Origin of the sequence: Ruminococcus sp. (genome assembly GCF_017549005.1) — a bacterium.
GTDB lineage: Bacteria > Bacillota > Clostridia > Oscillospirales > Ruminococcaceae > Ruminococcus.
Window position 1 is genome coordinate 54,013 of record NZ_JAFYYT010000028.1, and the last position, 26,221, is coordinate 80,233.

General features: G+C 47.8%; 32 protein-coding genes. 11 read left to right on the forward strand and 21 right to left on the reverse strand.

Annotated features, from left to right (window positions below):
* Positions 1-271: 271 nt before the first annotated feature.
* Genes IKW96_RS07150 through IKW96_RS07170 form a run of 5 tightly spaced genes read right to left on the reverse strand, consistent with a single transcriptional unit; the run spans position 272 to position 6,057 of the window.
* The gene (locus tag IKW96_RS07150; protein WP_296572392.1) at positions 272-2,605 is read right to left on the reverse strand and encodes a hypothetical protein; all 2,334 of its coding nucleotides are present in this window, start codon (positions 2,603-2,605) and stop codon (positions 272-274) included.
* A gap of 46 nt (positions 2,606-2,651) precedes the next feature.
* On the reverse strand, positions 2,652-3,899 hold the full coding sequence (locus IKW96_RS07155) for a glutamate-5-semialdehyde dehydrogenase (RefSeq protein WP_296572396.1): 1,248 nt from the start codon (positions 3,897-3,899) through the stop codon (positions 2,652-2,654).
* A gap of 50 nt (positions 3,900-3,949) precedes the next feature.
* A complete protein-coding gene (gene proB / locus IKW96_RS07160; protein ID WP_296572399.1) occupies positions 3,950-4,741 on the reverse strand; it encodes a glutamate 5-kinase in 792 nt (263 codons plus the stop codon).
* Positions 4,742-4,755: 14 nt separating this feature from the next.
* Positions 4,756-5,706 carry a D-2-hydroxyacid dehydrogenase gene (locus IKW96_RS07165; RefSeq protein WP_296572402.1) on the reverse strand — a complete coding sequence of 317 codons (951 nt, stop codon included), beginning with the start codon at positions 5,704-5,706 and terminating at the stop codon, positions 4,756-4,758.
* Positions 5,707-5,709: 3 nt separating this feature from the next.
* Positions 5,710-6,057: a hypothetical protein gene (locus tag IKW96_RS07170; RefSeq protein ID WP_296572404.1), complete on the reverse strand. Its 348-nt coding sequence runs from the start codon at positions 6,055-6,057 to the stop codon at positions 5,710-5,712.
* A 413-nt stretch (positions 6,058-6,470) separates the two neighbouring features.
* Here IKW96_RS07170 and IKW96_RS07175 point away from each other — a divergent pair, with 413 nt between their 5' ends.
* The 4 genes from IKW96_RS07175 (at position 6,471) to IKW96_RS07190 (ending at position 10,282) form a co-directional block, all read left to right on the forward strand.
* Positions 6,471-7,154 (forward strand): response regulator transcription factor, encoded by a 684-nt coding sequence (locus tag IKW96_RS07175; RefSeq protein WP_296572407.1) that lies wholly within the window; start codon positions 6,471-6,473, stop codon positions 7,152-7,154.
* Complete coding sequence (locus tag IKW96_RS07180) at positions 7,147-8,841, forward strand: ATP-binding protein (protein WP_296572410.1); 1,695 nt, start codon at positions 7,147-7,149, stop codon at positions 8,839-8,841. Before IKW96_RS07175 ends, IKW96_RS07180 begins: the two co-directional genes overlap by 8 nt.
* Positions 8,841-9,980: an ATP-binding protein gene (locus tag IKW96_RS07185; protein WP_296572413.1), complete on the forward strand. Its 1,140-nt coding sequence runs from the start codon at positions 8,841-8,843 to the stop codon at positions 9,978-9,980. The genes IKW96_RS07180 and IKW96_RS07185 overlap by 1 nt, the downstream gene beginning before the upstream one ends.
* A 101-nt stretch (positions 9,981-10,081) precedes the next feature.
* Positions 10,082-10,282 carry an alpha/beta-type small acid-soluble spore protein gene (locus tag IKW96_RS07190; RefSeq protein ID WP_296572416.1) on the forward strand — a complete coding sequence of 67 codons (201 nt, stop codon included), beginning with the start codon at positions 10,082-10,084 and terminating at the stop codon, positions 10,280-10,282.
* A 50-nt stretch (positions 10,283-10,332) separates the two neighbouring features.
* Here the strand turns inward: IKW96_RS07190 and IKW96_RS07195 are convergent, their stop codons facing one another.
* The 4 genes from IKW96_RS07195 to IKW96_RS07210 form a co-directional block, all read right to left on the reverse strand.
* On the reverse strand, positions 10,333-10,902 hold the full coding sequence (locus IKW96_RS07195; protein ID WP_296572418.1) for a helix-turn-helix transcriptional regulator: 570 nt from the start codon (positions 10,900-10,902) through the stop codon (positions 10,333-10,335).
* A gap of 211 nt (positions 10,903-11,113) precedes the next feature.
* Positions 11,114-11,986, reverse strand: a complete 873-nt coding sequence (locus IKW96_RS07200) for a DegV family protein (protein WP_296572421.1) — start codon at positions 11,984-11,986, stop codon at positions 11,114-11,116.
* Positions 11,987-11,999: 13 nt separating this feature from the next.
* Complete coding sequence (trmL, locus tag IKW96_RS07205; protein ID WP_296572424.1) at positions 12,000-12,497, reverse strand: tRNA (uridine(34)/cytosine(34)/5-carboxymethylaminomethyluridine(34)-2'-O)-methyltransferase TrmL; 498 nt, start codon at positions 12,495-12,497, stop codon at positions 12,000-12,002.
* Between the two features lie 27 nt (positions 12,498-12,524).
* Positions 12,525-13,793, reverse strand: coding sequence for a lectin like domain-containing protein (locus IKW96_RS07210; RefSeq protein WP_296572427.1), 1,269 nt, complete (start codon positions 13,791-13,793; stop codon positions 12,525-12,527).
* A gap of 96 nt (positions 13,794-13,889) precedes the next feature.
* Between IKW96_RS07210 and IKW96_RS07215 the strand changes: the two genes are divergently transcribed.
* Positions 13,890-14,063 carry a hypothetical protein gene (locus IKW96_RS07215; RefSeq protein ID WP_296572429.1) on the forward strand — a complete coding sequence of 58 codons (174 nt, stop codon included), beginning with the start codon at positions 13,890-13,892 and terminating at the stop codon, positions 14,061-14,063.
* Here IKW96_RS07215 and ruvX read toward each other — a convergent pair.
* The 4 genes from ruvX to IKW96_RS07235 all read right to left on the reverse strand — a co-directional run bounded on the left by ruvX (position 14,056) and on the right by IKW96_RS07235 (position 16,874).
* The gene (gene ruvX, locus IKW96_RS07220) at positions 14,056-14,484 is read right to left on the reverse strand and encodes a Holliday junction resolvase RuvX (protein ID WP_296572432.1); all 429 of its coding nucleotides are present in this window, start codon (positions 14,482-14,484) and stop codon (positions 14,056-14,058) included. The genes IKW96_RS07215 and ruvX overlap by 8 nt on opposite strands.
* A gap of 108 nt (positions 14,485-14,592) precedes the next feature.
* The gene (locus IKW96_RS07225) at positions 14,593-15,504 is read right to left on the reverse strand and encodes a dihydroorotate dehydrogenase (protein WP_296572436.1); all 912 of its coding nucleotides are present in this window, start codon (positions 15,502-15,504) and stop codon (positions 14,593-14,595) included.
* Complete coding sequence (locus tag IKW96_RS07230) at positions 15,504-16,274, reverse strand: dihydroorotate dehydrogenase electron transfer subunit (RefSeq protein WP_296572439.1); 771 nt, start codon at positions 16,272-16,274, stop codon at positions 15,504-15,506. Before IKW96_RS07230 ends, IKW96_RS07225 begins: the two co-directional genes overlap by 1 nt.
* A gap of 18 nt (positions 16,275-16,292) precedes the next feature.
* Entirely contained in the window at positions 16,293-16,874 is a 582-nt protein-coding gene (locus IKW96_RS07235) for a hypothetical protein (RefSeq protein WP_296572441.1), read from the reverse strand.
* 266 nt (positions 16,875-17,140) lie between these two features.
* On the opposite strand from IKW96_RS07235, the gene IKW96_RS07240 reads away from it, so the two are divergent.
* The 5 genes from IKW96_RS07240 to IKW96_RS07260 are packed head-to-tail and all read left to right on the forward strand — an operon-like array spanning position 17,141 to position 19,352.
* Positions 17,141-17,707 carry a DUF1836 domain-containing protein gene (locus tag IKW96_RS07240; protein WP_296572445.1) on the forward strand — a complete coding sequence of 189 codons (567 nt, stop codon included), beginning with the start codon at positions 17,141-17,143 and terminating at the stop codon, positions 17,705-17,707.
* Between the two features lie 49 nt (positions 17,708-17,756).
* Positions 17,757-17,954 carry a hypothetical protein gene (locus IKW96_RS07245; RefSeq protein WP_296572447.1) on the forward strand — a complete coding sequence of 66 codons (198 nt, stop codon included), beginning with the start codon at positions 17,757-17,759 and terminating at the stop codon, positions 17,952-17,954.
* A gap of 33 nt (positions 17,955-17,987) precedes the next feature.
* Positions 17,988-18,206, forward strand: a complete 219-nt coding sequence (locus IKW96_RS07250; protein WP_296572452.1) for a hypothetical protein — start codon at positions 17,988-17,990, stop codon at positions 18,204-18,206.
* A 29-nt stretch (positions 18,207-18,235) separates the two neighbouring features.
* Complete coding sequence (locus tag IKW96_RS07255; protein WP_296572455.1) at positions 18,236-18,445, forward strand: hypothetical protein; 210 nt, start codon at positions 18,236-18,238, stop codon at positions 18,443-18,445.
* 13 nt (positions 18,446-18,458) lie between these two features.
* Entirely contained in the window at positions 18,459-19,352 is an 894-nt protein-coding gene (locus tag IKW96_RS07260; RefSeq protein ID WP_296572458.1) for a prohibitin family protein, read from the forward strand.
* 359 nt (positions 19,353-19,711) lie between these two features.
* Here IKW96_RS07260 and IKW96_RS07265 read toward each other — a convergent pair whose 3' ends face one another.
* Genes IKW96_RS07265 through IKW96_RS07275 form a run of 3 tightly spaced genes read right to left on the reverse strand, consistent with a single transcriptional unit; the run spans position 19,712 to position 21,327 of the window.
* On the reverse strand, positions 19,712-20,524 hold the full coding sequence (locus tag IKW96_RS07265) for an amidohydrolase family protein (protein WP_296572461.1): 813 nt from the start codon (positions 20,522-20,524) through the stop codon (positions 19,712-19,714).
* Positions 20,525-20,527: 3 nt separating this feature from the next.
* Positions 20,528-20,878 (reverse strand): helix-turn-helix transcriptional regulator, encoded by a 351-nt coding sequence (locus IKW96_RS07270; protein ID WP_296572466.1) that lies wholly within the window; start codon positions 20,876-20,878, stop codon positions 20,528-20,530.
* 11 nt (positions 20,879-20,889) lie between these two features.
* Positions 20,890-21,327, reverse strand: a complete 438-nt coding sequence (locus IKW96_RS07275) for a hypothetical protein (protein WP_296572469.1) — start codon at positions 21,325-21,327, stop codon at positions 20,890-20,892.
* Between the two features lie 189 nt (positions 21,328-21,516).
* On the opposite strand from IKW96_RS07275, the gene IKW96_RS07280 reads away from it, so the two are divergent.
* Positions 21,517-22,134: a hypothetical protein gene (locus IKW96_RS07280; protein WP_296572472.1), complete on the forward strand. Its 618-nt coding sequence runs from the start codon at positions 21,517-21,519 to the stop codon at positions 22,132-22,134.
* A gap of 52 nt (positions 22,135-22,186) precedes the next feature.
* Here IKW96_RS07280 and IKW96_RS07285 read toward each other — a convergent pair whose 3' ends face one another.
* The 5 genes from IKW96_RS07285 to IKW96_RS07305 all read right to left on the reverse strand — a co-directional run bounded on the left by IKW96_RS07285 (position 22,187) and on the right by IKW96_RS07305 (position 26,143).
* Positions 22,187-23,143 (reverse strand): aminoglycoside phosphotransferase family protein, encoded by a 957-nt coding sequence (locus IKW96_RS07285; RefSeq protein WP_296572475.1) that lies wholly within the window; start codon positions 23,141-23,143, stop codon positions 22,187-22,189.
* 74 nt (positions 23,144-23,217) lie between these two features.
* Positions 23,218-24,576 carry a PFL family protein gene (locus tag IKW96_RS07290; protein ID WP_296572478.1) on the reverse strand — a complete coding sequence of 453 codons (1,359 nt, stop codon included), beginning with the start codon at positions 24,574-24,576 and terminating at the stop codon, positions 23,218-23,220.
* Between the two features lie 18 nt (positions 24,577-24,594).
* Entirely contained in the window at positions 24,595-24,864 is a 270-nt protein-coding gene (locus tag IKW96_RS07295; RefSeq protein ID WP_028515335.1) for an ACT domain-containing protein, read from the reverse strand.
* A 139-nt stretch (positions 24,865-25,003) separates the two neighbouring features.
* Positions 25,004-25,513 (reverse strand): hypothetical protein, encoded by a 510-nt coding sequence (locus IKW96_RS07300; RefSeq protein ID WP_296572481.1) that lies wholly within the window; start codon positions 25,511-25,513, stop codon positions 25,004-25,006.
* A gap of 123 nt (positions 25,514-25,636) precedes the next feature.
* On the reverse strand, positions 25,637-26,143 hold the full coding sequence (locus tag IKW96_RS07305; protein WP_296572484.1) for a DinB family protein: 507 nt from the start codon (positions 26,141-26,143) through the stop codon (positions 25,637-25,639).
* Positions 26,144-26,221 lie beyond the last annotated feature (78 nt).

A 26,221-nucleotide genomic window follows, 5' to 3' on the forward strand; every position in this document is an offset into this window, starting at 1 on the left:
TAATATATGCACAAAATAGGCATCATATCTATTTTATCAATAAAATCGCAAAATGTCAACTGTTTGGGGCGGCATATTCCCGATTACCGTGAATTTGTATTTTTTTTGTAATATTTTCAGTGCGAATTTTTCTTAATTGTAATAATTTAAGAGAAAGGAACAGAAAAGGTATGACAACTTTTCCGGTATTCCCCCCTGAAAAGAGTTAGGGGGAACCCTTTCCTCAGAAAGGGTTCCCCCGATAAATACACATATATTTTTGTTTCGTTTATCACAGATTTCCGTTGTTGACGGAGAGTATCTTCATTGAATTGAAGCGGAAAGTTCCGTCTTCCTTTTCGGTGAGCTTGTACTCAGCCTGTTTTGCCACGTTCTTTTCCATCCACTGCGGCAGTTCCGCGATATAGTCAACGGTGAGAGTATACTCCTTGCCGCTCTTGACTATGGACTTTATCTCGGGAGCGTATGTGTGTGTAATTGTCTTTACCTTGACGTTGTAAGCTCCGTCAGCATAGTAGAATCGGGATTCTACAGGACCTACGGTGGTATGGTTGAACTCGGGGAGATTTTCACCGAAGAGCTCTACTGCGTACTTTTCAACATCCACATCGGGAATAGTTATGGTATCGAGAGTTAGCTCGTAATTGGAGACTTTGTCCTTGTCCATGATTATGGACCATATTGTAGCAGTGATTATCTGCTCGGAGGTGAGCTGTGAAGGCTCACTGAACGGCTCTATATCCATGATAGCGGCAGGATATATCATCTGCGTGAAGCTGTCCTTCTTCACCTCGCCCGAGGTAAAGCTGCGGAAACAGCCTATAGCCCATATGATAGTTGATATGATACCGATAACGGCAAAGGCTGTGAGGACTACGCCGAGAACGGTATAAAGGCGCTTTCTGCCGTCGGGGACTGCAAAGGCACCTGCGGGGCTTTTTTCTGTGTGCTCACTGCGCTGTGCAGCGAGTTCGGCAGGATTTTCACTGAGAATGTTCTCAAAGTCGGACTCAGTCTTTTCCTGCGGCTTTTCGGCCGCTACGGCAGGGGCTTCCGCTATTGGGGCTTCTTCCTGTTGTTCGGCAATTATCTCCTCCACCGACTCTGTCTCTGCAAGAGCTTCGCTCAGCTCCTCAATGGCAGGCTCGGGAATAAACTCTTCCTCGGGTATCGCTGCCTCCTCGGGAGCTTCTTCTGCGGCAGGCGGAGCAATAGCGCCCATCTGCGACCTTCTCATGTCGATGACCTGTCTCTGCTTGTCGGGGTCCAGAGCGTCAAAGCGTATCTTGAGTTCGGGGGAGAGACCTGCGATTATATCCTCGTCGGTGAGTATGAAGGGCTTCGGCTCGGGATTTCCCATATCGGCAATAGCTTCGGCAGCTCCCTCACGGATATTGTCGAGCATATTGCCTACGGGATCGCTCTCGGGAACGGGAGCTTCATTCTCGGGGTGGTTTATTGCAGCAATTGCGGCGTCGATAAGGTCTGTAGCCGAAACTGCGCTGTTATCCTGTTCAAAGAGACCGTCCTCGGGAACTTTTTCCGCGGCGATCTCGGGTTCTTCCTTGGCTTTGTTGATGAGCTTCTTGAAAAAGCCCATTTTTTTCGGTTTTTCGGCTTCTTCCGGAGCTGTTTCAACAACGGGAGCAGCCTCTGCTGCTTCTCCGAGAGCTTCTATTGCGGAATCGACCTCGTCGGAAATACTGTTATCGTTAGTTCCTGCGGTTTCGGAAACGGCTTCCTCTGCCAGGCGCTTCATTTCCTCTATCCTGCGCTGCTGCTCGGCTTCCATTGCAAGGCGCGCCTGTTCAGCTTCTTCGGCGAGACGTGCCTGTTCTGCCTCTTCCGCAAGACGGGCTCTTTCGGCTTCTTCAGCAAGACGGGCTCTTTCAGCCTCCTCCGCAAGACGTGCCTGTTCGGCGGCTTCTTCGGCCCTGCGCTGTTTTTCAGCTTCTATCTGGGCTATGCGGCGCTGTCTCTCTGCTTCTTCCTGTTCGAGCTGCTGCCTTTCGGCTTCTTCTTTTGCGAGTCTGCGCTGTCTGGCTTCTTCCTCAAGGCGTGCTCTTTCGGCAGCAGCCTCAGCGGCTCTGCGCGCTCTCTCGGCGGCGTGAGCTTCTTCGGCAGCAGCCTCGGCTGCTCTCTGAGCCTGTTTTTCGCGCTCCATTTCCTCGCGGCGGAGAGCCTCGTAATCAGGCAGTTCGCCTGTTATAACTATTTTCTTTTTCTTGACGGGCTTCGGGAGCTCCTCGGCGGCAGGTATGGAATCGAATACCCTTGTTACCTCCGCAGACGCTTCCGTGTGCATTACCTCGCTGATGATATTCGGGACTTCCTCCTCTTCCTCGCGGACTGGGGGGACATCTCCGGACGGGGGAGCGAACTCCCATACAGCAGGCGGCTCGTCGTCCGGAACGACAGCTTCATCGTCTGTGTGCTGCTTTTCTTCCTCCAGTGCGTGGAGCAGATCATCGACAGACATATCGTCGAATTTGCTCTTTCTTGCGGCACGGGGAGTATTATGGCTCCTTGTGGGAGTGCTTCCTCCGCTGCCGCCGCCGTCCATAAGGCTGTTGAGCATATCGTCAAGATCTTTTCTAATAGCCATTTCGACCTCCAAAAACAAATAAAAACTGGATATATAACTAAGGCAGTTATCTTACCTGACCATTTCCGTTTATCAGGTATTTAACTGTTGTGAGTTCGGTAAGTCCCATAGGACCTCTTGCGTGGAGCTTCTGTGTGGAAATGCCTATTTCTGCGCCGAAGCCGAATTCTCCGCCGTCTGTGAAGCGGGTGGAAGCGTTTACATAGACTGCTGCTGCGTCTATCTGCTTCTGGAATTTCTGTGCGTTTTCAAGTGAGCTTGTAACGATGCACTCGGAATGCTTTGTGCTGTACTTTCTTATATGGGCGATAGCCTCGTCTATATCATCGACTACCTTTATTGCGATGACAAAATCATTGAATTCTGTTGCATACTCTGTCTCAGTAGCCTTTTCCACGGAGCTTCCGAGGATAGTTATTGTCCTGTCGCAGCCGTAGAGCTTTACATTGTGTGACTTGAAGCGCTCTGCTATCATGGGCAGGAACTTGTCCGCGATATCCTTGTGTACAAGAAGACTCTCGATGGCGTTGCATACGGAAGGACGCTGAGTCTTGGCGTTGTCGGTTATCTTCACAGCCATACCGAGGTCTGCGGAAGCGTCAACGTATACGTGACAGTTGCCTGCGCCTGTTTCGATAACAGGTACAGTAGCTGTCTTTACAACAGCCTGAATGAGATTTGCGCTGCCTCTTGGAATAATAACGTCAACATAGCCGTTGAGGCGCATGAGTTCGTTTGTGGTCTCACGGTCGGTGTTGTCCACGACCTGAATGATATCAGCAGGGAGACCAGCCTTTTCAACTGCGCCGCGCATTATCTTTCCGAGGCAGATATTGGAATTTATAGCCTCCTTGCCGCCCTTGAGGATGACCACGTTTCCTGCCTTGAGACAGAGTGCAGCTGCGTCAACGGTAACATTGGGGCGTGACTCGTAGATTATGCCGATAACGCCGAGAGGTACTCTTGTTTTGATTATCTGTAAGCCGTTGGGGCGTGTGCAGCCGTCGATCACCTGTCCGATCGGGTCTTTCAGAGCAATGAGCTCGTCAACTCCCTTTGCAATGCCCTCTATACGCTTTTCGTCAAGCCTGAGCCTGTCCTGCTTGGCTTCGGTCATGCCGTTAGCCTTTGCAGCGGCGATATCCTTTGCGTTTTCTGCGATTATAAGCTCTTTGTTTTCAAGGAGAGCCTTTGATATCTCAGCGAGTGCCCTGTCCTTCTGCGAAGTTGAAGCGACTGCCGCTGCTGACTCCGCAGCCTTGGCTCTTTTTCCCAGTTCCTCTGTATAGCTCATATTAACACCTCTTGTTGTTTTATCTGAATAATAGCTCTGTTTTTTCGGATTTACTGTGCCTTGAAGAGAGTTCCTATCTCCTTGTCCTCAAAGAGGTCGTAGAGCTTTTCGGGGTCTCTTCCGTTCATGATTATCATGTCTATGCCTGCATTTGTGGCTATTTTTGCGGCATTTATCTTCGTGGACATACCGCCTGTGCCCAGAGGCGAGCCTGCGCCGCCTGCCATAGCCTCTATCTCGGGAGTTATCTTCTCAACGAGGGGGATAGGCTTGGCGTCGGGATTTTCACGGGGGTCGCCGTCATAGAGAGCGTCGATGTCCGAGAGTATAAGCAGGAGATCGGCTCTTGAAAGCTCCGCAACAAGGGCGGAGAGAGAGTCGTTCTCGCCGATCTCGAGCTCCAGCTCGTCGATAGCGATAGTGTCGTTCTCGTTAACTATGGGGATAACGTCCATATTCACCAGCTTCTCCACGGTATTCATGAAGTTTTCGCAGTGATTGGGGTTGTTTATGATCGTTTTGGTGAGCAGTATCTGCGCCACCGTAACGCTGTATTTTGCGAACATATCGTCGTATACGTGCATGAGCTCGCACTGACCTATAGCGGCAACAGCCTGCTTGGTCTTGGTGTCCCTGGGCTTTTCCGGGAGACCCAGCTTTCCTGCGCCGAGACCCACAGCTCCCGAGGAGACCATGATGATCTCACGTCCCGAGTTGTGAAGGTCGGAAATGACGCGGACAAGGTTCGTCATGCGGCGTATATTGAGCTTGCCCGTTTTGTGGGCAAGGGTGGAGGTTCCGAGTTTTATGACGATACGCTTCTTTTCGGATATATTTCTCATAAGTGTATCTTCCTTCAGTTGACTTTATTCTGCGGACTGCCTTTCTGCCATGCCCTGATGTTCGCACAGACGATGTCCACAAGCCGCTGTCTCGTTTCAAGGGGCGCCCATGCAGTATGGGGCGTGATGATGCAGTTCTTTGCACCCTTGAGGGGCGTGTCGGGAGACATAGGCTCCTTTTCCAGTACGTCGAGGTATGCGGCTGCGATCTTTCCGCTGTTCAGAGCCTGTGCAAGGTCGGCTTCACTGACAACTCCTCCGCGTGATGTGTTTATCAGCATTGCAGAGGGCTTCATACGGGAAAGGAGCTCGCTGTTTACCATTCCTGCCGTTTTGTCTGTGAGCGGACAGTGGAATGTGAGCACGTCGGCTTTTCCGACGGCTGTGTAAAGGTCTGTGACCTCATATGGGCAGTCCTTTGGCTGTGTTCTTGTGCTTACGACAATATTCATGCCGAATGCAGAGCCTATCTCTGCTACCTTTCGTCCGATAGAGCCGAATCCCACTATTGACAGAGTTTTCCCCGAAAGCTCGGAAGTCGGGACAGGGAAGTACGAAAATGCGGGAGAACGCTCCCATTCGCCGTTCTTTACGGCAATATCGTAGTCCCTGATGCGGCTGAAACGGTCGAGTATGTATGCGAATACCTGCTGAGCTACCGAATTTGTGGAGTACTGTCCCGCATTGCAGACCACTATGCCTTTTTCGGCGGCATAGGCGATATCAACGTTGTTGTAGCCTGTTGCGAAAAGTCCTACATATTTGATATTCGGGCAGGTGTCCATTATTTCCTTTGTGATAAGCACCTTGTTGCAGAGCACGATGTCCGCGTCGCCTATATTTGCGGCGGTCTCTTCGGGCTTTGTGAGCGGGATTATCTTGATTTCGCCCAGCTCTTCAAGCTGAGTTGTGGGGATATCTCCGCTGATATTGACTGTATACCAGTCCAGGACGGCTATCTTCATAGCTCAGTTCTCCTCTTTTTTGCTGTCCTTGTCGGAAGCTGCAGCTTCTTCGGCTTTCTTCGGCTTGCATATGACCGAGGATATGAAAGCGGCAAGGATAAGGATGAACTCTATTATCCCTACTGCGTAGAAAACTGTCTTGTTCTTTGAGATAAGCAGAAGCAGCGCTATAGGAGCTGCTATAGCGAATATAAGCTGAAATGGCTTTTTCTGTACAGCAAATCTGTAGCCGAAAAAGATAACGGAAGCTATTACGACTCCGATGAGCATCCATGACGGGAATGGGAAGATAGAGGGATCCTCAACGTCCGAGATCTTGGCGATAGCTGTGAGCATATTTGAAAAAAGCATTTTTTACTCCGATCCTCCGCCGTATACATTATATTTTCAAGTCGGAATATGGCGGAATTTTAAAATTATGCAAAAGCCTGCACATTACAGTATAACACAAACAGCTCAGAAATTCAACTATTTTTTAAAAAATACACAAAAAATTTGTTATGTATCCTGCCGTATTTTCGGCTGTTTTTAACAGGGACTTGAAATTTTGCAGTTTTCGGCGTATAATATTATATAAATCATAATTTTACTTTGCAAAATTATGATTAGTTTAGAGTTGAGAGTTAAGAGTTGAGAGTTAATGAGTTCGCTTCGCTCACATTATTTAAATGATGTCGCCGCAGGCGATACCATAACTTTCAACTCTCAATTCTCAACTTCAAAATTTAGCATAGCTGAATTTTGTTTTACAGGAGGTGCGGTAAATGATATATATGCTTGAAGATGAAGACGGGATAAGAAATTTTGTACTATACGGACTAAAAACCTCGGGTATGGAAGCCGAGGGCTTTGATACTCCGTCCGCACTCAGGGAGGCAATGTCAAAGCAGCTTCCCGACTTGCTCCTTCTCGACCGTATGCTCCCCGAGGAGGACGGTCTCACAGTGCTGAAAAAGCTCCGTAGCGCTCCCGAAACGAGAAAGCTTCCTGTGATAATGCTTACCGCAAAGGGTTCGGAGCTTGACAAGGTCGAGGGGCTTGACAGCGGAGCAGACGACTATATCGCAAAACCCTTCGGAATGCTTGAACTGATATCGCGAATAAAGGCGCTCCTGCGCCGTACATCAGATACTCCCGGCGGAAGTGAAAGACTGGAGATCGGCGGGCTCTGCATATTTCCCTCAAAGCATGAGGTCTTTGCGGACGGGGAAAAGATCACTCTCACCCTCAAGGAATACGATATGCTGCTGTTCCTGGTCAGGAACAGGGGAGAGGTATATTCCCGCGACAGCCTTCTGAAGGAGATATGGGGCTACGATTTTTCAGGCGAGAGCCGCACTGTTGACGTTCATATAAGAACTCTCAGGCAGAAGCTGGGCAGCTGCGGAGATATAATCCGGACTATCCGCGGAGTAGGCTATAAGGCAGGTGACGAAGCAGGTGACTAAGAAAATATTCCTCAGTATAATAACAATATGTATCATGACCCTGCTTGCAGCGATATTTCTCGTTACGGCTTTGCTCTACAGCAGGTCCGCAGAGATAGCGTCAGCAGAGGTCAGGACCGACGCAAGGCTTATTGCTTCCGCTGTGGAGCAGAGCGGCGGAAACTACCTCGACAAGACCGATTTCGGCGGAAATATCCGCGTAACATGGATAGCTTCCGGCGGAAATGTCATATATGACACCGATGAGGACCCTGATTCTCTCGAAAACCACTCAGACCGTGAGGAGATATCTCAGGCTTTCGATAGCGGCGAGGGCAGTTCCTCAAGATATTCCAGCACCATAATGCAGAAGACGGTAAATCACGCTGTAAGGCTGAAAGACGGCTCTGTTATAAGAGTTTCCGGAGTTCACAGCTCACTCACTGCGGAGCTTATGAAAGCTTTGAGCCCGATGCTTGCCATACTTATCGCAGTTGTGCTCTTTTCGGTGCTTGCGGCTTCAATGGTGTCGAGAAATATCGTAAGACCTATAAATAATATCGACCTTTCCCACCCGAAAATAAAGAAGAACTACAAGGAACTTGCGCCCCTTCTTGAAAAGCTGAATTCGCAGAATGCCAAGGTAAGCAGGCAGATGGACGAGCTTCAGAGCAGCCGCGAGCAGTTCAGCCTTATGACGGAAAGCATGGAGGAGGGTCTCATAATCGCCGACCCGAAGCTCATTGTCCTCACCTGCAATTCCAGTGCGCTCAGACTTCTCGGGGCAGGCTCGTTTACTCAGGGACAGAGCGTATATGCCCTGAACAATTCCGATGTTTTCAGACGCTGTCTCCTCAATGCTCTTGGCGGCAGGCGCTCGGAGTGCATACTGCGGACTGGCGACGGTCAGAGGGAGGTCATCGCAAGCCCTGCAAACAGCATAGACATGGTATGCGGAATCGTAGTCTTTATCATGGACGTTACGGAAAAGCAGGAGCTTGAAACAATGCGCCGCGAGTTTACGTCGAATGTTTCCCACGAGCTGAAAACTCCCCTTACCACTATCTACGGTATCGCCGATATGCTCGCAAACGGCATGGTGCAGAGCGGCGATGTGGCGGAGTTCGGCGGGAATATCCGCAGCGAAGCCGAAAGGCTCATAAACCTTATCAACGATATAGTTTCGCTTTCAAAGCTGGACGAGGACGCTGCTCCTCATGAGAACGAAAATATCGAGCTGTTCGCTCTTGCGGAGGAGGTACTTGACAGATTAAAGCTGAATGCTGAGGAAAAAGGCGTCGTTACGTCGCTTTCGGGAGAAAAGGTGTCTATAACGGGCAGCCGCACCATTCTAAGCGAGGTATTGTACAATCTCTGCGACAACGGTATAAAATACAATGTCAGCGGCGGAAGTCTCAGCGTGAAGATATCACATATCCCTCAGAGGGTGATAATCACTGTCAGCGATACCGGCATGGGAATACCTAAGCAGTATCTGGGACGTGTTTTCGAGCGCTTCTACCGCGTTGACAAGAGCCGCTCGAGCAGGATAAAAGGCACAGGTCTGGGACTTTCAATTGTAAAGCACGGCGTTCTTTATCATAACGGAACTGTCCGCGTAGACAGCGAAGAGGGAAAGGGAACTGTGTTCACGGTGGAGCTGCCTATCGAAAAAAAGCAGCATAACGAAGAACAGGGAGTGTTTTGATGAGCAGAGGCATTACTGCCGAGGAGCTTGAAAGGCTTGACAGCTCTGAGTATTTATTGATAGATATACGCGACAGCTCGGCTTTTGAGTACGGTCATATCGACGGTGCGGTGAATATAGCGCAGGATAAGCTCTGCGAGGCGGAGCTTCCTAAAGACAAAAAGCTCATAATCTGCTGCAGGAGCGGCATTATCAGCGGCCAGACCGCAGAGGAGCTCTGCGACAGGGGCTTTGACGCATATGACCTGGTCGGCGGTTATGTGGACTGGCTGAGAATAAAAATGGCTGACCGTCAGGTGACTGCCGATGTGGAGCTGAGCCTGCGGAAGAAGTTCAAGAAATCCATATGGTGCAAATTCACAAAGGCTATAAACGAGTACGAACTGGTAAAGCCCAATGATAGGATAGCCGTCTGTATTTCGGGCGGAAAGGACTCCATGCTCATGGCGAAGCTCTTTCAGGAGCTTAAAAGGCATGACAAGTTTCCCTTTGAGGTGGAATTCCTTGTTATGGATCCGGGTTACAGTCCCGAGAACCGCCGCGTTATCGAGGAAAATACCCGTTCAATGTCCATACCCGTGCATATTTTCGAGTCGGATATATTTGATTCGGTCTATAATATTGAGAAAAATCCCTGTTATATATGCGCCCGCATGAGAAGAGGCTATCTTTACAGCCACGCGAAGGCGCTGGGCTGCAACAAAATTGCTCTCGGACATCATTTCGACGACGTTATCGAGACTATCCTCATGGGTATGCTCTACGGCGGTCAGGTTCAGACTATGATGCCGAAGCTACACAGCACCAACTTTGAGGGCATGGAGCTCATTCGTCCCCTTTATCTCGTCCGTGAAGCCGATATAAAGCACTGGCGGGACTATAACGGTCTGCATTTCATACAGTGTGCCTGCAAGTTCACGGATACCTGCACTACCTGCGCTCCCGACAGCCGGACGGTATCGAAAAGAATGGAGATAAAGAACCTCATTGCTGAACTGAAAAAGGTCAATCCGCAGGTGGAGAAGAATATCTTCCGCAGCGTGGAAAACGTAAATACAAATACGGTCATAGCATATAAGGACAACGAGGGAGTTCACAGGTTCCTCGATACATACGACAGCAAAACGGACTTGAAATAAGTCCGTTTTTTCTTTCTTGAACATTAATTTCCATGTTTTAAAGACGTTTTGCGCGTCATAATAGTAACACGGCATCAAAAAACAATTAAGGAGAAATTGCAATGAGCAATAACAGCAATAACAATAAAGGCGAAATGACACAGAAGGGCAGAGAGGCTCTCGAAAGATTCAAGATGGAGTCTGCAAATGAGCTCGGTATCAACCTCAAGCAGGGCTACAACGGTGACCTTACTTCACGTGAGGCCGGCTCTATCGGCGGCAGCATGGTCAAGAAGATGATCGACTCATATAAGATGCAGTAACAGCTGTATTACGCAAAAAAGGGAACGCTCAGGCGTTCCCTTTGCTGTTGTCAGAAAAAAACGAATGCACATATTCCCACGATGACGGAGGCGAAAGCCATACCGAAGATCACCTTTACAATGGGCTTGTTGAGAGATTTCATGCGTTCCTCCGAGATCTCGTCAAGGGACTTGCCTTCCATGAAAGCCTTTATTTCCCTGTAGGTCTGGATATCGTTGGCTTTTTTCATTTTTTCCACTTTTATGGCGGTGAACATGGATACTGAAAAGAGTATTCCCCATATAATTCCGCCGATCCAGCCGAGGTACTTTATCAGCGGCAGGATAGAGACTGCAGCGATGATATACTCGGCAGTGAGGAGCCATGCCATAGCATTGAACTTCTTAACGTCACTTTTTTCGATTTCATTTTTCATAGATTCAACATCTCCTTTAACTAATTCGTCAAGAGAAATATTGAAAAGCTTTCCGAGAAGCAGAAGGCTGTGTATGTCGGGGTAGCTCTTGCCGTTTTCCCAGTTTGAGACAGTCTGTCTGCTGACATAGGCTTTTTCAGCAAGAGTCTCCTGTGACCAGTTCAGCTTTCCGCGGAACTTCTTGATCTGATTTCCGATCTCCATGTTTTTCCTCCTTTGGAGTTCTTTTCTCCTGACTGACACAAGTATAGCACCAGTCGGCGGAGATTACTACCAATGCTCTTTTACATCTGCGGAAAAAAAGCTGTAAAAAGGCGTTGACATTCCATGTAAAAGCAGTTTTACATGGCTGAAAACAGGCGTTTGTGAGATGTATAAAAACGGGCAGCTTAAAGGGCTGCCCTTTACGGAAAGGTCACTTGCTCTTTCGTCTTATAAGGATAGCGACGAGGTCGGGACCGATATTTGATGTGACTACAGCGCCGATGCAGCCCATCATCTCTGCCTTGCGGCCCGTCTTTCTTACGAGCTCCTTTTCGACTTCCTTTGCAACAGTATCGTCCCTGCCGTGAAGGAGTATGTACGGAGTCTGAGGAGTCATATTCTTTTCGGCGATCTCTGCGAGCTTAGGAACTATGTTTTTCTCGCCTCTTATCTTGTCAACAGTTTCGGTAGTACCGTCTGCGAAGAGGATAACGGGCTTGAGTCCCAGGAGCTCTCCCGCAAAAGCCTTTGCGGCGGAGATACGGCCCGATTTCTTGGCGTATTTCAGTGAGAACGGAACTGCATATATAGCGCAGACATTGAACCAGTCCTCGAGATAAGCCACTATTTCCTCGGCGTCAGCGCCGCGGCGTATCTTTTTTGCAGCTTCCATAACGGGATAGCCGTAGAAAAGGGTGTAGCACTTTGAATCGAGGTTGAAAATCCGGAGCTTGTCCTTTGCCTCGGGGTTATTGTCGAAAAAGTCGTTCTTTCCAATTATGGAGTTGTTGTATGTACCCGAGCCCTGTGAGTTTATGGATACGCTTATGATATCGGTATAACCCTGCCCGAAGAGTTCCTTGTAGGCTTCCTCGAAGGTCACGGGAGATATCTGCGAATGCTTCGGTATCTCGTCTGTTTCCGCGAGAAGCTCATAGAATTCCTGTGTGGACTTGTCATACATTTCGCGGAAACTCTTTCCGCCTACTGTCAGTGTAAACGGAAGTACCTTTATTCCAAGCTCCTCAACAGTCTCTTTTGGCAGGTCGCAGCATGAATCGGTAAGAATTACGATCTTTGACATAATAATATCTCCTTTACCAAGTATATTGTGTAAGTTTTCCCTCACGGGAGAGGTCGGGATAGTCCCATTGTCTCAGGACCTCATATACCGCTATGGCAACGGAATTCGAGAGGTTTAGGCTGCGGAGCTCGTTCCGCATGGGTATCCTCAGACAGCTGTCGGGATTATCGTGTAGGAGGGCTTCGGGAAGTCCCTTGTCCTCTCTTCCGAAGATGAGGTAGGAATTATCGGGGTATTCTGCTTCACTGTGGACGTGGAGTCCCTTTGTCGTGAAGTAGAAGAAGTTTCCGCCCTCATTCTTTGCGAAAAAGTCGCCGAGGCTGTCATAATATGTAATGTCCAGCTTGTCCCAGTAGTCAAGGCCTGCGCGTTTGAGCTGCTTGTCGCTGACCTCGAATCCCAGCGGACGGACGAGGTGTAGCCTTGCTCCCGTAACGGCGCAGGTTCGGGAGATATTACCCGTATTTTGCGGTATCTGCGGTTCTACAAGGACGATATTGAGATTTTGCATAATTATCCTTCTGTTTTTATAATATTGTTATTTGGCGTAAATCGCCTTTATACAGCAATTATTCGGCTCAAAGTCTATCTTCAAAACATCTTTTATATCGCTGTCGGTCATATCCTTCCATTTATCATCAATATAAACGAAAGACTTACCTTTTTCGGATACAGTTTTATATTCCAGATCGTCATAGTCGGCATCTTCTCCCTCAACAGGCGCTCCCTTGGTATAGCTGATAATTATGGCATAGTCGGTAACATCTATGGGAGTATCAAGGTCTATGGTATGATAACCGTGATAGCCGAGCTTTGCGTCCTGAGAACAGAGAAGCTCCGAAAAGTCCTCATTATATATCTCTATCTTTATATCCTGCAGGTCGAAGTTATTATATGTACCCACAGCAGCAAGCTTTCCTGCCTTGTGAAAAATATTGGCAGTTTTTGTGCTGTCTCCTGTCCTGACATATCTGTCCTCCTCTGTGCCTGCGTCATAGCTGAGCACCTCTCCGTATTTATCGGTAACGGAGTGGCTTATGGCGTATTCGAGAGGAGCACTGTAGGATATATAATAATATCCCGCTGAGCCAAAAGAGCTGTTATAGGTTATCCATGCGCCGTCCTCTGAGGCAGGCTCCTTGAAGTATTCCTTCGGGAAATGGTCATCGTAGCCTATAATGGTCACATCGTGGTCGAAATTGTCATCTTTTGTATAATTTATGGTGCGGTAGGTACCGAACCAGCCCTTTTTGCTGTCATCACTGTCAAGAATACCGATAGCGACTCCGCCTCTTTTGCGGATATTTTCCTTTATGGCTTCTTTGTCGTTTTTATCAAGAAAGACAGAGCTGTCAAGAACAAGGGCACCAAAACCGCCTGACAGTCTGAATGTTACTATCGGCTGTGATCCGCCAAAAAATTTTGCGTCTATGCCGTCTTTTACGAAAAAGCCCTCGTCTTTTTCAGCTAAGTAGGTGCTGTCAAGAAGCTTCATGGGATCTATTGAGATATAGCTTCCGTTTTTCTTGAAATATGCGGTCTCCATACTTGCAGCCGCTGCATGGAGCCAGCAGGTACCGTACTCCTGAGACTTCATTTCAAACTCTGTCATTTCATCAGCGATATTATAGTACCCTTCCTTGCCGTGAACGTAATCGTAGACCTTTTTCTCCTTTGTGGTGGGTTCAGCGGTAGTTGTCGCTTCGGTAGGAACAGGCAGCTTCTCAAAGGAGGTGTTGTTGTCAGAGCAGCTGAATACAGACAGCGTCCCCGCAATTAAAAATGATAAAATAAGCAGTTTTTTCATTACTTATTCCTTTCGTTGTATCAGAATAGTTATGCGTATTTTTCAGATAATAATACCGTCCGCACTGCGGATAATAATATGTACGGAGTTTTGGATATGAATATGAAATCGCTTGCAAAGGGTGCGGCTGCGGGAGCCATAGTCGGTATTGCCTGCTATGCTTTTTCCAATGCCCGTCCCATGAAGAAAATGAGTATAAAGCGTGACGCAGGGAAAACTCTCAAAGCTGCAGGAAATCTGCTTGACGATATAAAATCGGTGCTTATGTAGGTTCGCCTGAGTTGCGTCTGAAACCAAGATAGCTTTCGAGAATGAGGACGGCTGCAACGGCGTCAACGACTGCCTTGCGCTTTTTGCCGCGTGTGTTGGTGACGTTCAGCGCGTTATGTGCTGAAACGGTGGTGCAGCGCTCGTCCCAGAGCTTGACAGGACAGTCTGTGAGCTTTTCAAGCTCCTCGGCGAAGAGCCTGCATTTTTCGGCTCTTTCGCCGACTGTTCCGTTCATATTCATGGGATATCCGACTACTATCTGCTCCGCGCGCTGCTCTTTTGCGAGAGCGGCGGTTTTTTCTATACATTTGGTGAAGTCCTTTTCGGCTATGACGGTAACGGGAGAAGCTATCATCTCGCTTTTACCGCATATTGCGATACCCGTTCTCGCGTCGCCGAAGTCAACTGACATTATGATCATTTTATCGTTCCCCTAATACCATATTCTGCGGAGCATAAATATGAGCTAAGTTGTTAGTTTTTAGTGCATAGTGATTGGTTGATAATGTAGTGATATGCTAATCACTATTTACCACGGCTTGACCGTGCCGATTATATCCTTGACTGAAGCAATGCCCTTGCCGTCAAGCCATTCGTTCATTTCCTCAATTATCCTTACAGGAGCATATGGGTCTGTGAATATAGCCGCGCCCACCTGTACTGCGGAGGCTCCTGCCATCATGAGTTCGATAGCGTCGCGTCCCGAGGACACTCCGCCCATGCCGATAACAGGGATATTTACCGCATTCGCAACCTGCCATACCATGCGTACAGCGATAGGGAATACTGCAGGACCGCTCATTCCGCCCACGTTGTTGCGGAGTATCGGTCTGCCAGTATTTATATCTATCCTCATGCCGAGGAGTGTATTTATAAGTGAAACTGCGTCAGCTCCTGCGGCTTCCACGGACTTTGCTATGTCCGCAATGCTTGTGACATTGGGCGAAAGCTTGACAACAAGAGGTTTCTTTGTGACTGCGCGTACTCTCTTTGTGACCTCGGCAGCCATTTCGCAGCTCGTACCGAAAGCCGCTCCGCCCTGTTTTACGTTGGGGCAGGAGATGTTGAGCTCTATCATATGTACGTCTGTATCTTCCAGCTTTGCGGCGACTTCCGCACATTCGTCGGGAGTCGAGCCTGCAATGTTTGCAAGCACCACAAGGTCCTTTGTAAGCAGATATGGGAGCTCAGTACCGATGAAATGGTCGATGCCTGGATTCTGGAGTCCTACGGAATTGAGCATACCCGAGGGAGTTTCTGCAATTCTCGGGGCGAGATTGCCCGTGCGGAGATGTAAGGTCGTGCCCTTTGTGGCGATACCGCCCAGTCTGTCGAGGGGGAAGAGCTCCTCATATTCTCTTCCGTAGCCGAAAACTCCCGAAGCAGGTATTATAGGGTTCTTGAAGTCTACGCCGCAGACTTTTACAGAAAGATCAGCCATTACCAGAGCACCTCCTCAGCATTGAAAACAGGACCGTCCTTGCAGACGTGTGCGAAGTATTCCTCGTCATTGCGGACTGTGCGGCAGGCACAGCCGAGACAGGCTCCGATACCGCAGGCCATGCGCTCTTCCAGGGATATCTCGCAGAAAATATCCTTTTCCTTACATATTTTTGCAACATTTTTCAGCATTGGCATAGGTCCGCAGGCATAAACAGCGTCGATACCGCCTTTTTCAGCCAGCTCCGCGAGAGGTTGGGTCACAAATCCGTGAATGCCTGCCGAGCCGTCGTCGGTGCAGAGTATGGTCTCAGCGCCCGTGCTGCGGAAATCGTCCTGCAGTATTACTGCGGAAGCGTTCCTGAAGCCGCTTACAGCGACTGCCTTGCTGCCGTAGAGCTTCGCAAGGGGGAGCATCGGAGGAGTTCCTATGCCGCCGCCGATAAGGACTACTTTATTATATGAAGTATCAACAGTAAATCCGTGACCGAGGGGAGCAAGCATATCTATGAGCTCGCCCTTGTTGAGCCTGGCGATTTCAGAAGTTCCCTCGCCGCGTATCTCGAAAACTATGCGGAGAGTTCCTTTTTCCTTGTCGATACCGCAGATAGAGATAGGTCTGCGGAGGGTGAAGCCCTTTGCTCTTATATGTACGAACTGTCCCGGGCAGGCTGCTGCCGCCACTTCGGGACAGGCGATCGTGAAGCTGTATATTTCACGGGCGATTGCAGTTTTTTCTGTGATCATGAATTGACCCTGAGTATATTTCATATTAACTCCTTTCATAAATCAGAATTTAACAGTCACATAATTCTTTAATTCGTTGTTCTTGACTATCCTTTTCGCTTCCGGAAGAGTCAATTTCACATCTATGACGTATGGTATATTTCTGGTTTGCTCAACAAATTCACCTAAAGAAATTTCCAAAGAGAATGCTTTTCTGATTTTCATCAGTACACGTTTGTCGGTTATTTCTTTTTCAATGACAATCTGCGGTTTCTTATAGGCGTTATCATCAGCCTCAACATAAATAAAGCAATCATTTTCCAAATAATAATTGATTGCATCGATCAGTTGTTTAACAGTCGGATTGCTTTTTTCCATAAGGTATTCTGTGATTACATCAACAATTATTTCATCTGTGACATAGGAATCCATATCATTTTGAACTGCAAAAGAAGGATAAACTTCTTCGTCGTCATCTGTGACTATAATACTGTCAGATATACAGCATTCAGTTGTTTTCTTTATTTTCTTAACGTCTTTATAATACACAGTCCATCCGTCATCAACGATTTCTCCATCCTCGTTATAGACACTAAGTAATTCTTTTATCAAATCTTCAAAAGTCAGTATTCTATCTTTAAGCATAATAGTTACTCCTCTAAAGTATGATTTACACTATTATAACATATACGGTTAAAAAAAGCAACAGGCAAGGATTGCTCCCTTATAATATAGTATATATAATTGGTCAGACCAATATGAAAAAGCGAGAAAAAAGCTGAAAAGTTGTGAAATAGTGTGATAAATGCAAAAAAATCTTTAAAAAAACTCGAAATTGACCTTAAACAAGATTTGCGGTTCATATGAACTTATGTTATAATCATATCATCATCAGAGAGGAGTTAAAGACGATGAGTAGATTGATACCGGGCACAACAATGAAGTTTACAGATCAGGCAAGAGAATCAGCATTTTCCCTTATTTCTCCGGTGCTTGAGGCTACGGGCGGACTTACGCTCTCACAGCTCTCAAAGCTGACAGGCCTTGAGGGAACGACCATACAGAACTGGATCAAACGAGGGTGGGTATCTGCTACCAAGGGCAAGAAGTATTCCGAAAAGCAGATACTTCGCATACTCCTGATAAATATGCTCCGCAAGGCTATGAAGCTTGAGGATATCGCAAATCTTATGCGCTACATCAACGGTGACGTTGAAGATACCTCTGACGATATCATAGATGATATACTCCTTTATGATATCCTTTGCAGGATAATCTTCACAGCCGAGGACGAGGGTGCTTTCGATACAGAGCATATCAAGGCTCTTGTAGCTCAGGAGGTCGCAGATAACACAAAGGCTATCGCCGATGACGAAAAGCTCAAAAAAGCAATGTTCGTCATGGTAATGGGTTATCGCAGCGGCTGTCTCAGGACTGAAATGGAAAAGGGACTTGAGGTAATTCTCGACGAAATGTAAGTTTAGGGGTAAACATTACAGTATATATGGTATACGGGAGGTATTGAATATGAATGTTGTAACTGCATTATTAATGAACAAAAAGAAGATAATCAAGCTTTTTGAAGTATCAAAGGCGTTTTCGGCAGACAGTGCAAAGACTCTTGACGAAATGGGTATCTTTAATCCCGAAGCAACATTTGAACTTCTGTACGACAACGTGATATCAGCAACAGAGGACGGAAAATATTATCTCAACAAGGCTTAAAGCTTATAACGTACAATTAAGAGGTGAACCATTATGGCATTTGTATTTGCTCCGCCAGTTGGACTTATAAAGAAAAAAAGAGTGATCAGGGCGCTTATGAAAGCAAACGCTTATTCAGAAAGCAGCGCCAAAAGGCTTGATGAAATAGGACTGTTCAATCCGTACTCATTCCCGTTGGTGACCGCCCGGATGATACGGCGTCACGTAATATCAGTCACTGATGACGGAAGATATTACATTAACAGGACATGATGTATAAGATATAGTAGAGGAGGGTCAATATGGCATTTCTTCCATCTGTTTTCTATATGAGAAAAATAAAAATAATCAGCTTGCTCATGAGCGCAAACGCTTTTTCAGCTGATACTGCAAAAAGACTTGATGAGATCGGCCTCACAGAGCCTTACGCATTCCCGTCACTGACAGTCCGCATGATAAAAAGGAATGTCATTTCGGTGACGGGTGAGGGAAAGATCTATCTTTGCCAGTAAAAGGAGAATAATTATGGCAGTAAATGTAAGAGAAGTAAATGGAAATACAGCACCGAGGAAGTCAGGCTTCAAGGGTGTGAAGTGGATCATCGCAGGACTTGCAGCGATTTTTGTGGCTGCCAATTCCTTTACGATAGTTCCTGCAGGACATACGGGAGTAACGCTCACGCTGGGCGAGGTTGCAAGCAATCCGCTTCCTGAGGGCTTTCATTTGAAGGCTCCCTTCATTCAGACAGTAGAGAAGATGTCAAACAAGATACAGGTATATCAGACAGACGCTTCGGCGGTATCAAGAGACCTTCAGACCGTAAAGAGCACTATTGCCGTAAACTACAGACTTGTTTCGGATATGACCCCGAAGATGTACAAGGATACAGGTATGGAGTATGAGACCATTCTCATGATGCCTGTGGTACAGGAGTGTATGAAGTCCGCAACAGCCAAGTACAACGCAGAACAGCTCATCACAGAGCGTGAATCTGTCAGCAACGAGGTAAAGTCGGCTCTCGATGAAAAGCTTAATGGATATGGTATCTATATAGAAAAGTTCAACATCGTGAACTTTGATTTCTCAAAGGAGTTCAACGAGGCTATCGAAGCTAAGCAGGTAGCTGAGCAGAATCTTCTCAAGACCAAGACAGAGCAGGAACAGGCAAAGGTAGTTGCAAAGACCGAGGCTGAGAAGAAGGTCATCGCCGCCAATGCGGAGGCTGAGGCCATACTCGCTCAGGCACAGGCTCAGGCTGACGCCAACAGGCTCCTTGAGGAGTCGCTCTCCAATAAGGTTATCGCCTATGAGCAGATACAGAAGTGGAACGGTGTAATGCCTAAAGTTACAGGCAACAGCAACGGCGGACTTCTCATAGACGTTAATATAGATGACGCAGCACCAAATGCTGCAGACTGAACTGAAAATTGACTTTCGGGGGTCAACACGCTCTCGGAGCGGAATAAAGTTCTCATTCTCCGTTGGGGAACGGGAAATGAGGACACTCATCTGACCAGGAAAAATAGGGATCCGAAGCTGCTTGAAAGAAAGCTTCGCAAAATAAAAAGTGCAGATGTCTTGGGGAAGACGGTCTGCACAGGGGTAAACGATTCATATAAAGCATATAAATTCACATTACGCCATGATATAGGGGTGATCGGGGGTAAACGATCACTCAGGCAGAATGCGGTGGTTTTCTTGAAAAAAGCAGAGACAATGGGATTTCGGGTCTCTGAAGGGATGTATTGGGCGTTCCTTTACAACACTATAGGGGGATCTCAGGGAGAGCTTATGTAGGGGTACATAAGCTCTTCCGCATTTTTATGGAAAATAAGCTCTTTTTCGGAGTCCGTGAGGGGGAGCCTTTCTATCATGGCTATCTCGTTTGCCGGATCGTCCCAGGGGCAGTCGCTGCCGAAGAGGACTTTGTCTGCACCCTGCATACGGATTATGCGGAAGAGCTGCTCGTCCTCTATATATCGGGCGATAACGCTCACATCGAACCACAGGTTATCATATCTGCCTGCGGTGTATTTTTCAATATCGTTCCAAAGCTTCATGCCGCCGAGATGTGCGGCTATTATTTTCAGTTTCGGGAAGTTCTCAGCCACGGCCGCAAAGCTCTGCGGAGTGGCTCTTATAATATCCTCCGAGTACGGGTCCCAGCCGCCGTGAAAGACCGCAAGGAGCCCGAGTTCTGCTATTTTTTCGTATATGGGGAACATTCTCTCCTCGTCGGGACAGAATTTCTGATATTCCGAGTGGAACTTTACTCCGCACAGACCGAGGCTTTTTATCCTTTCAACCTCGTCAAGGGCGTCCTCGGCGTCGGGGTGGACAGTTCCGCAGCAATAAAGACCGCCGCCCTTAACGGACGCAGCCCATTTGTTGATAGTTGCCTGCTGTGAGGGCTTTGTTGCCACAGGAAGCAGCATTGCACGTTCTATGCCGTTTTCGGCAAGCTTTCTGCGGAGCCCGTCTACGGTACCGTCTGTTGCGGGCGATATGCCGCTTGTCTTGGCAAGTCCCGAAAGTGCGCGCTGAGCGAGCTCATCAGTGAAGGCATGGGTGTGAAAGTCGAAATACCGCATAGATCACTCCATAACGTGTTCCATTGCGTGGTAGAAGATAGTTTTTACGTGGTCGTCGCAGATGGAGTAGAATATGGTCTTGCCGTCGCGGCGCGAGCTTACGAGGCGAGCCTGTTTCAGCACTCTCAGCTGGTGAGAGATAGCCGACTGGGTCATTTCAAGAAGTCTTGCGATGTCACAGACGCACATCTCGCTCTGACAGAGCACGAAAATTATCCTTACCCTTGTGGCGTCGCCGAAGACCTTGAGAAGCTCCGCAGCGTCATACAGGTACTTTTCGTCGGGCATGACCTTTGAGACCTTTTCAACGATATCCTTGTGTACTCCGTGAGTACCGCATATGTGTTCTTCCATACTGATCTCCTTTATAGATTTGAGAGGATGATAACTGCTGCCGCAGCCGTTGCGATACCGAGTATAAACCCGATAGTGCAGGTGGCGCAGGAGAATTTATCGAATACGAATTTTTTGTTCCCTGCAAGCAGGACAGTGCAGCTTTTGTCGCTCCTGTAGAGCTTGCTTCGGAAAAAGCCCTCCTCGGGGAAAACGTTCGGGTACTCGCTGCCGTCTATAATGTAGTAGGCGACCTTGAATCGGCTGCGCGGACTTTTGTCGATACGTGAGAAATAAGCCGTCTTTTTCTTCGCAAACAGCATACGGACAAAGAAAAATATCAGCAGAAGCAGCGACAGCACATATATAGCCCCTACCAGGACAGCTCCCACAAAGAGCAGGTATATCGCGTCAATGCCGAGAACAAGGCAAAGTACGACGACAACAGCGATAACGAGTATGAACTCCAAAGCGATCCCCCCCTAACCGCAGGCTGATTATACTTTTTACTATTATAACACAGAATCTGAAATAAATCAACGGCTTAGTTCAGAACCGGTATCTGTATGGGCGCTTTCCGGACGCCCGTGGATATATGCTTGACTATTTCAGCCGTTAATAGTATAATTACAGCATAACATAAGGGAGTTGAGAATGCTGTGAAAGATCTGACTGAATTATTCCGGAAGGGGATAGAAAACGGAGCAGGCTATGAGTCGTATGATATCAGAAAGGCTGTAAATACCTTGACTGATATTTCCTGCGACCTGGACGATGAAGGCAGTAACTGGGAGCTTATCCTGCTGGGCGCAGGCAGGTCGGAAGCACGTGTGCTTGGCTTTGTATCGCGGTATTATCCCGTAGCTCTGCTGGTCAGGGACTGCCCCGATGAGCTTATAAAAATTCTTCGTGAGATGAATGTGGGAACAGAGTTTTTTGACAGCGACTGTCCGACGACAGAAATAAAGATATGGAAAGCGGAGGAGTTTATTAAGGAGCTTCGTGAGAATAATGTTTCAGCATATTTTATTGAAAAGTATTTTCCTATTTTGGAAATACAGAAGTCAGAAGGCAGAGAATTGCACATTCCGCGCTTTTACGGGAGCTTTTCGTGCGATGAAGAAATACTGAGAAAATATGCCCCGTTCAAAAGAATACTTGACGACCGCTTCCTTGATGACGGAGAATTTGACCTTAACGATGAAAGAATGTATTATATTTATGAGAATATCCCATATATCACGCCCTACAGCTTTACTTTTGAGGAGATAAGATGAGGCATAAGGATTAAGAACAAAGAACTAAGTATGGGCGCACTTGTGCGCCCATTCAATATATCTCCGATAATATTATTTCTTTCAGTTCTCCCTCATAAGCAGTGAACACATCCAGCTGCTGCAGGAGCTCTTCTGCACGGGCGCGGCATTCTGCGGAGCTCTTTCCGCGGAAGTACTTCACCTCGCTGAGACTGTCCGTAAGATAGCGCACAGCGAGCTCCCCTGTGAGCCATAGCACACCGTAGTACAGGGATTTGACCTCGTCAGTAGTGAGAAGCCCTCCCAGCCCTTGTGCAAAGCCATGTGTGATATCGCGGACTGCCTGCATATCAGGCTCTTTTCCGCGGCAGACCGAGCGTACAAGGTCGCCGTAGTCAATGGCTGTATAGCCGTACATGACCGTATCGAGGTCGATGATAGCGGGAGTATCACCGATGATAATGTTATCGGGCTTTGCGTCGCCGTGGATTATCCTCTTTTTCAGCGAGCCTGTGAATATCTGTCCAATGGTACTGCGGAGTCTGTCGAGTTTTGCCATTATATCGTGTCCTGTGCCGTTTTTGGCGGCAAGCGCGGCAAAATAGCGGTCAAAGCTGTGGAACCCTTCTATAGCAGGCACAGTATTCAGCGTCTGTCCGTCCATTACCCTTATAAATGTGCCGAAAAGCTGTCCCGCAGTCTCAGCGTCAGCTGATGTTTCGGGATCTGCAGCGATATACCTGTACATACGCCACACACTGCCCTCCGAGACTGCATAATTTCTGCCCTCACAGACAATGAAATGCGGGACTGAGATTTCGGGAATGTCCGAAAAAGCCGCTTCGATACGGCTTATATTGTCCATTACGGCTTCGGGAGCGCGGAAAACGGAGCTGTTCAGCGACTGGAGTATGTACTTTTTACCGCCGCATACTGCGAGAAAAGTGCTGTTTATGTGTCCTGCCCTGAGCGCGGTGAGTTCTTCTGCCTCGGGAAGTCCGAAAAGCATTGGTATTCTGTGTGTATCCATAAAAGTTCCTTCCAATAATTCGGAATTAAAAAGGGCGCACACAGTGCGCCCGTAAATGGCTGATAGCTGAAAGCTCAGTTTTTGAGGCTCTGCATAGGTGCAGGGATACGTCCGCCGCGGTTGATGAACTTTGCAGGGGACTTCTCTCTGATAGGCATGACAGGACCGCTGCCCAGGAGTCCGCCGAATTCGAGGGTATCTCCCTCCTTCTTGCCGATAGCAGGGATAAGGCGTACTGCCGTTGTCTTTGAGTTCACCATGCCTATAGCAGCTTCGTCTGCAATGATAGCCGAGATAGTCTCGGGAGCTATATCTCCCGGAACTACTATCATGTCCAGTCCTACGGAGCATACTGCCGTCATTGCTTCAAGCTTTTCAAGGCTGAGAACGCCTGCAACTGCCGCATCTATCATGCCTGCGTCCTCGGATACGGGGATAAATGCGCCCGAGAGTCCGCCGACTGTTGATGAAGCCATTACTCCGCCCTTCTTTACAGCGTCGTTGAGCATTGCGAGGCAGGCTGTAGTGCCGTGAGTTCCGCACATTTCAAGTCCCATTTCCTCAAGGATATGAGCAACGCTGTCGCCCACAGCAGGTGTGGGAGCAAGTGACAGGTCAACGATACCGAAGGGAACGCCGAGCAGCTCCGAAGCTCTTGCACCGACGAGCTGACCCATACGGGTTATCTTGAATGCGGTCTTCTTGATGATATCCGCAATTTCATTTATCGAAGCGTCGGGGTATTTGGTAAGGGCTGCACGTACAACTCCCGGACCCGAAACGCCTACGTGTATCTCGCAGTCGGGCTCGCCCACGCCGTGGAAAGCTCCTGCCATGAAGGGGTTATCCTCAACGGCATTGCAGAAAACAACGAGCTTTGCAGGACCTATGCAGTCGCGGTCTGCGGTCTTTTCGGCAGCTTCCTTGACTATCTGTCCCATGAGCTTTACAGCGTCCATATTTATACCCGACTTTGTTGAGCCGATATTTACTGACGAGCATATATTCTGAGTAACGTCGAGAGCCTCGGGGATTGACTTGATGAGAGCCATATCTCCTGCGCTGAAGCCCTTATGTACCAGCGCCGAATAGCCGCCTATGAAGTTTACTCCGCAGGTATCGGCTGCTCTCTGGAGAGCTTTTGCGAACTTTACAGTGTCACCGTCGGGGCAGGCAGCGGCTAACATAGCTATAGGAGTAACGGAGATACGCTTGTTAACGATAGGTATGCCGTATTCCTTTTCTATCTGCTGACCAACGGGTACGAGGTTCCCTGCTTTTGTAACTATCTTGTTGTAGACCTTTTCGCAGGCTTTGTCTATATCCGTGTCGATACAGTCAAGGAGAGATATACCCATAGTGATAGTACGTATATCAAGGCACTCGTCCTGTATCATGCGGATAGTTTCAAGTATATTATATACATTAAGCATTTAGCGGACTTCCTTTCATCAGACGCTGTGCATGGAGTTGAATATATCCTCATGCATTGTGTGTATAGAAAGACCGAGCTCTGTGCCGAGTGCTGTCATGCGGTCGACGAGCTCCGAGAAATCGCCCTTTATAGCGGAAATATCAACCAGCATTATCATTGCGAACATATCCTGAAGAACGCTCTGCGTCACCTCGATAACGTTAACATTGTATTCGGCGCAGATACCGCTTACCTTGTGGAGGATACCCACGGTATCCTTACCAATAACAGTTACAACTGCTCTCATAGTCAAAGACCTCCGTTTTCTTGTTATTCGGCGTATCCCGAATGATTGATATAATTATAACACACAGCTGATAAAAAAGCAACAGCCGCCATGAAAAAATTTGAGTTTTCAGCCTGCAAGGGTGCAGAGCGTGTCTGCGTCAGTCCGTTTCGGCTTCTTCCTGTATTATATAAGCGATATTGAACAGTATCTTTTTGCTGTCCAGCAGCTTGAAAAACTGCTTCAGGGTGAGGACTCCGCAGACGTTGTTGTACTCTCCTCCCTGCAAGCGGGGCAGGAACATTATCCTTTTCTTCGGGGAAAGGCTCAGGAGCTTTTTCATGACTGCCCTGAATGAACGGTAGTATCCCGGCTTGAAACGCAGGGTGTACATACCCGATGTCCTGTCAGTCCAGAACGGGTAGACTTTATCGGCTTCGGGGACAGAACTGTCTATATCTGCGATATTAAAGGCACTGAAAATGCGGTTATCGGTATCTGTTTCAAAAAGGCTGCACCATGCTCCTCTTTTTTCGGCCATATAGGAAAAGGTATCCGTATAGCGATGCCTTCCGCCGTATCTTGAGTTTACCTCTATCCGTATGTTATCAATTATCATTGGCTGTATGGACTTGCCGCCCTCTACAAGTATTTCAAGATCATATGACATATTTATCCTCCTTTTGGAACGATATGGCTGAAGTGCCGATGGTTTACGAAATTATAGCATACAGCTGATAAAAAGCAGCAGCCGCAGGGCGATTTTCCCTTTTTCAGTATGCGGAAAGGGCACTTACCCCTCGTCGTAATATCCTTTTTCAAGCCTTTCAAGATTGTTTGGGCTCACATACACGGGAAATCTTCCGGTGCGTTCGGCAGTCTGCCCGTTGAGCATACCCGTATGGAAGGATATGTGACGGAACTGCCTCAGAATCAGTTCAAGGCGCATGAAAGGGCAGCTTTCGGGATATTCGTACAGCTGCTCGTCGCTAAGACCGTCAAGATAATACATGGTCTTGATGCGTACCTGCTCAAGGTAGTCAAGAAGCTCTCTGTCGCTGAGGACAACGTCGCAGGGAATGTCAGGGTTGTCCATGCACGCCTCCCTCTGGAGCGAAGGCTCAGTGAAAACATTTGGGTTGAAGTACCATTTGTCTGCGGAATGGATTGTATGATATGCGTATCTCCACGCAGGAGAGCCGCATACAGGGGCGTTCCTGTTATATGTCATCAGCGCAGTCCTAAGGTTGACAAAATTTGCATTGGTCTCGTTTTTTATCATTTCCGTGAGCTTTCTCATGTAATATCACCTCTTGCTGTATATTCTATCACATAAAACCACCTCAGTCAACGCTTTTCAGAGGGATATTTTTACAGC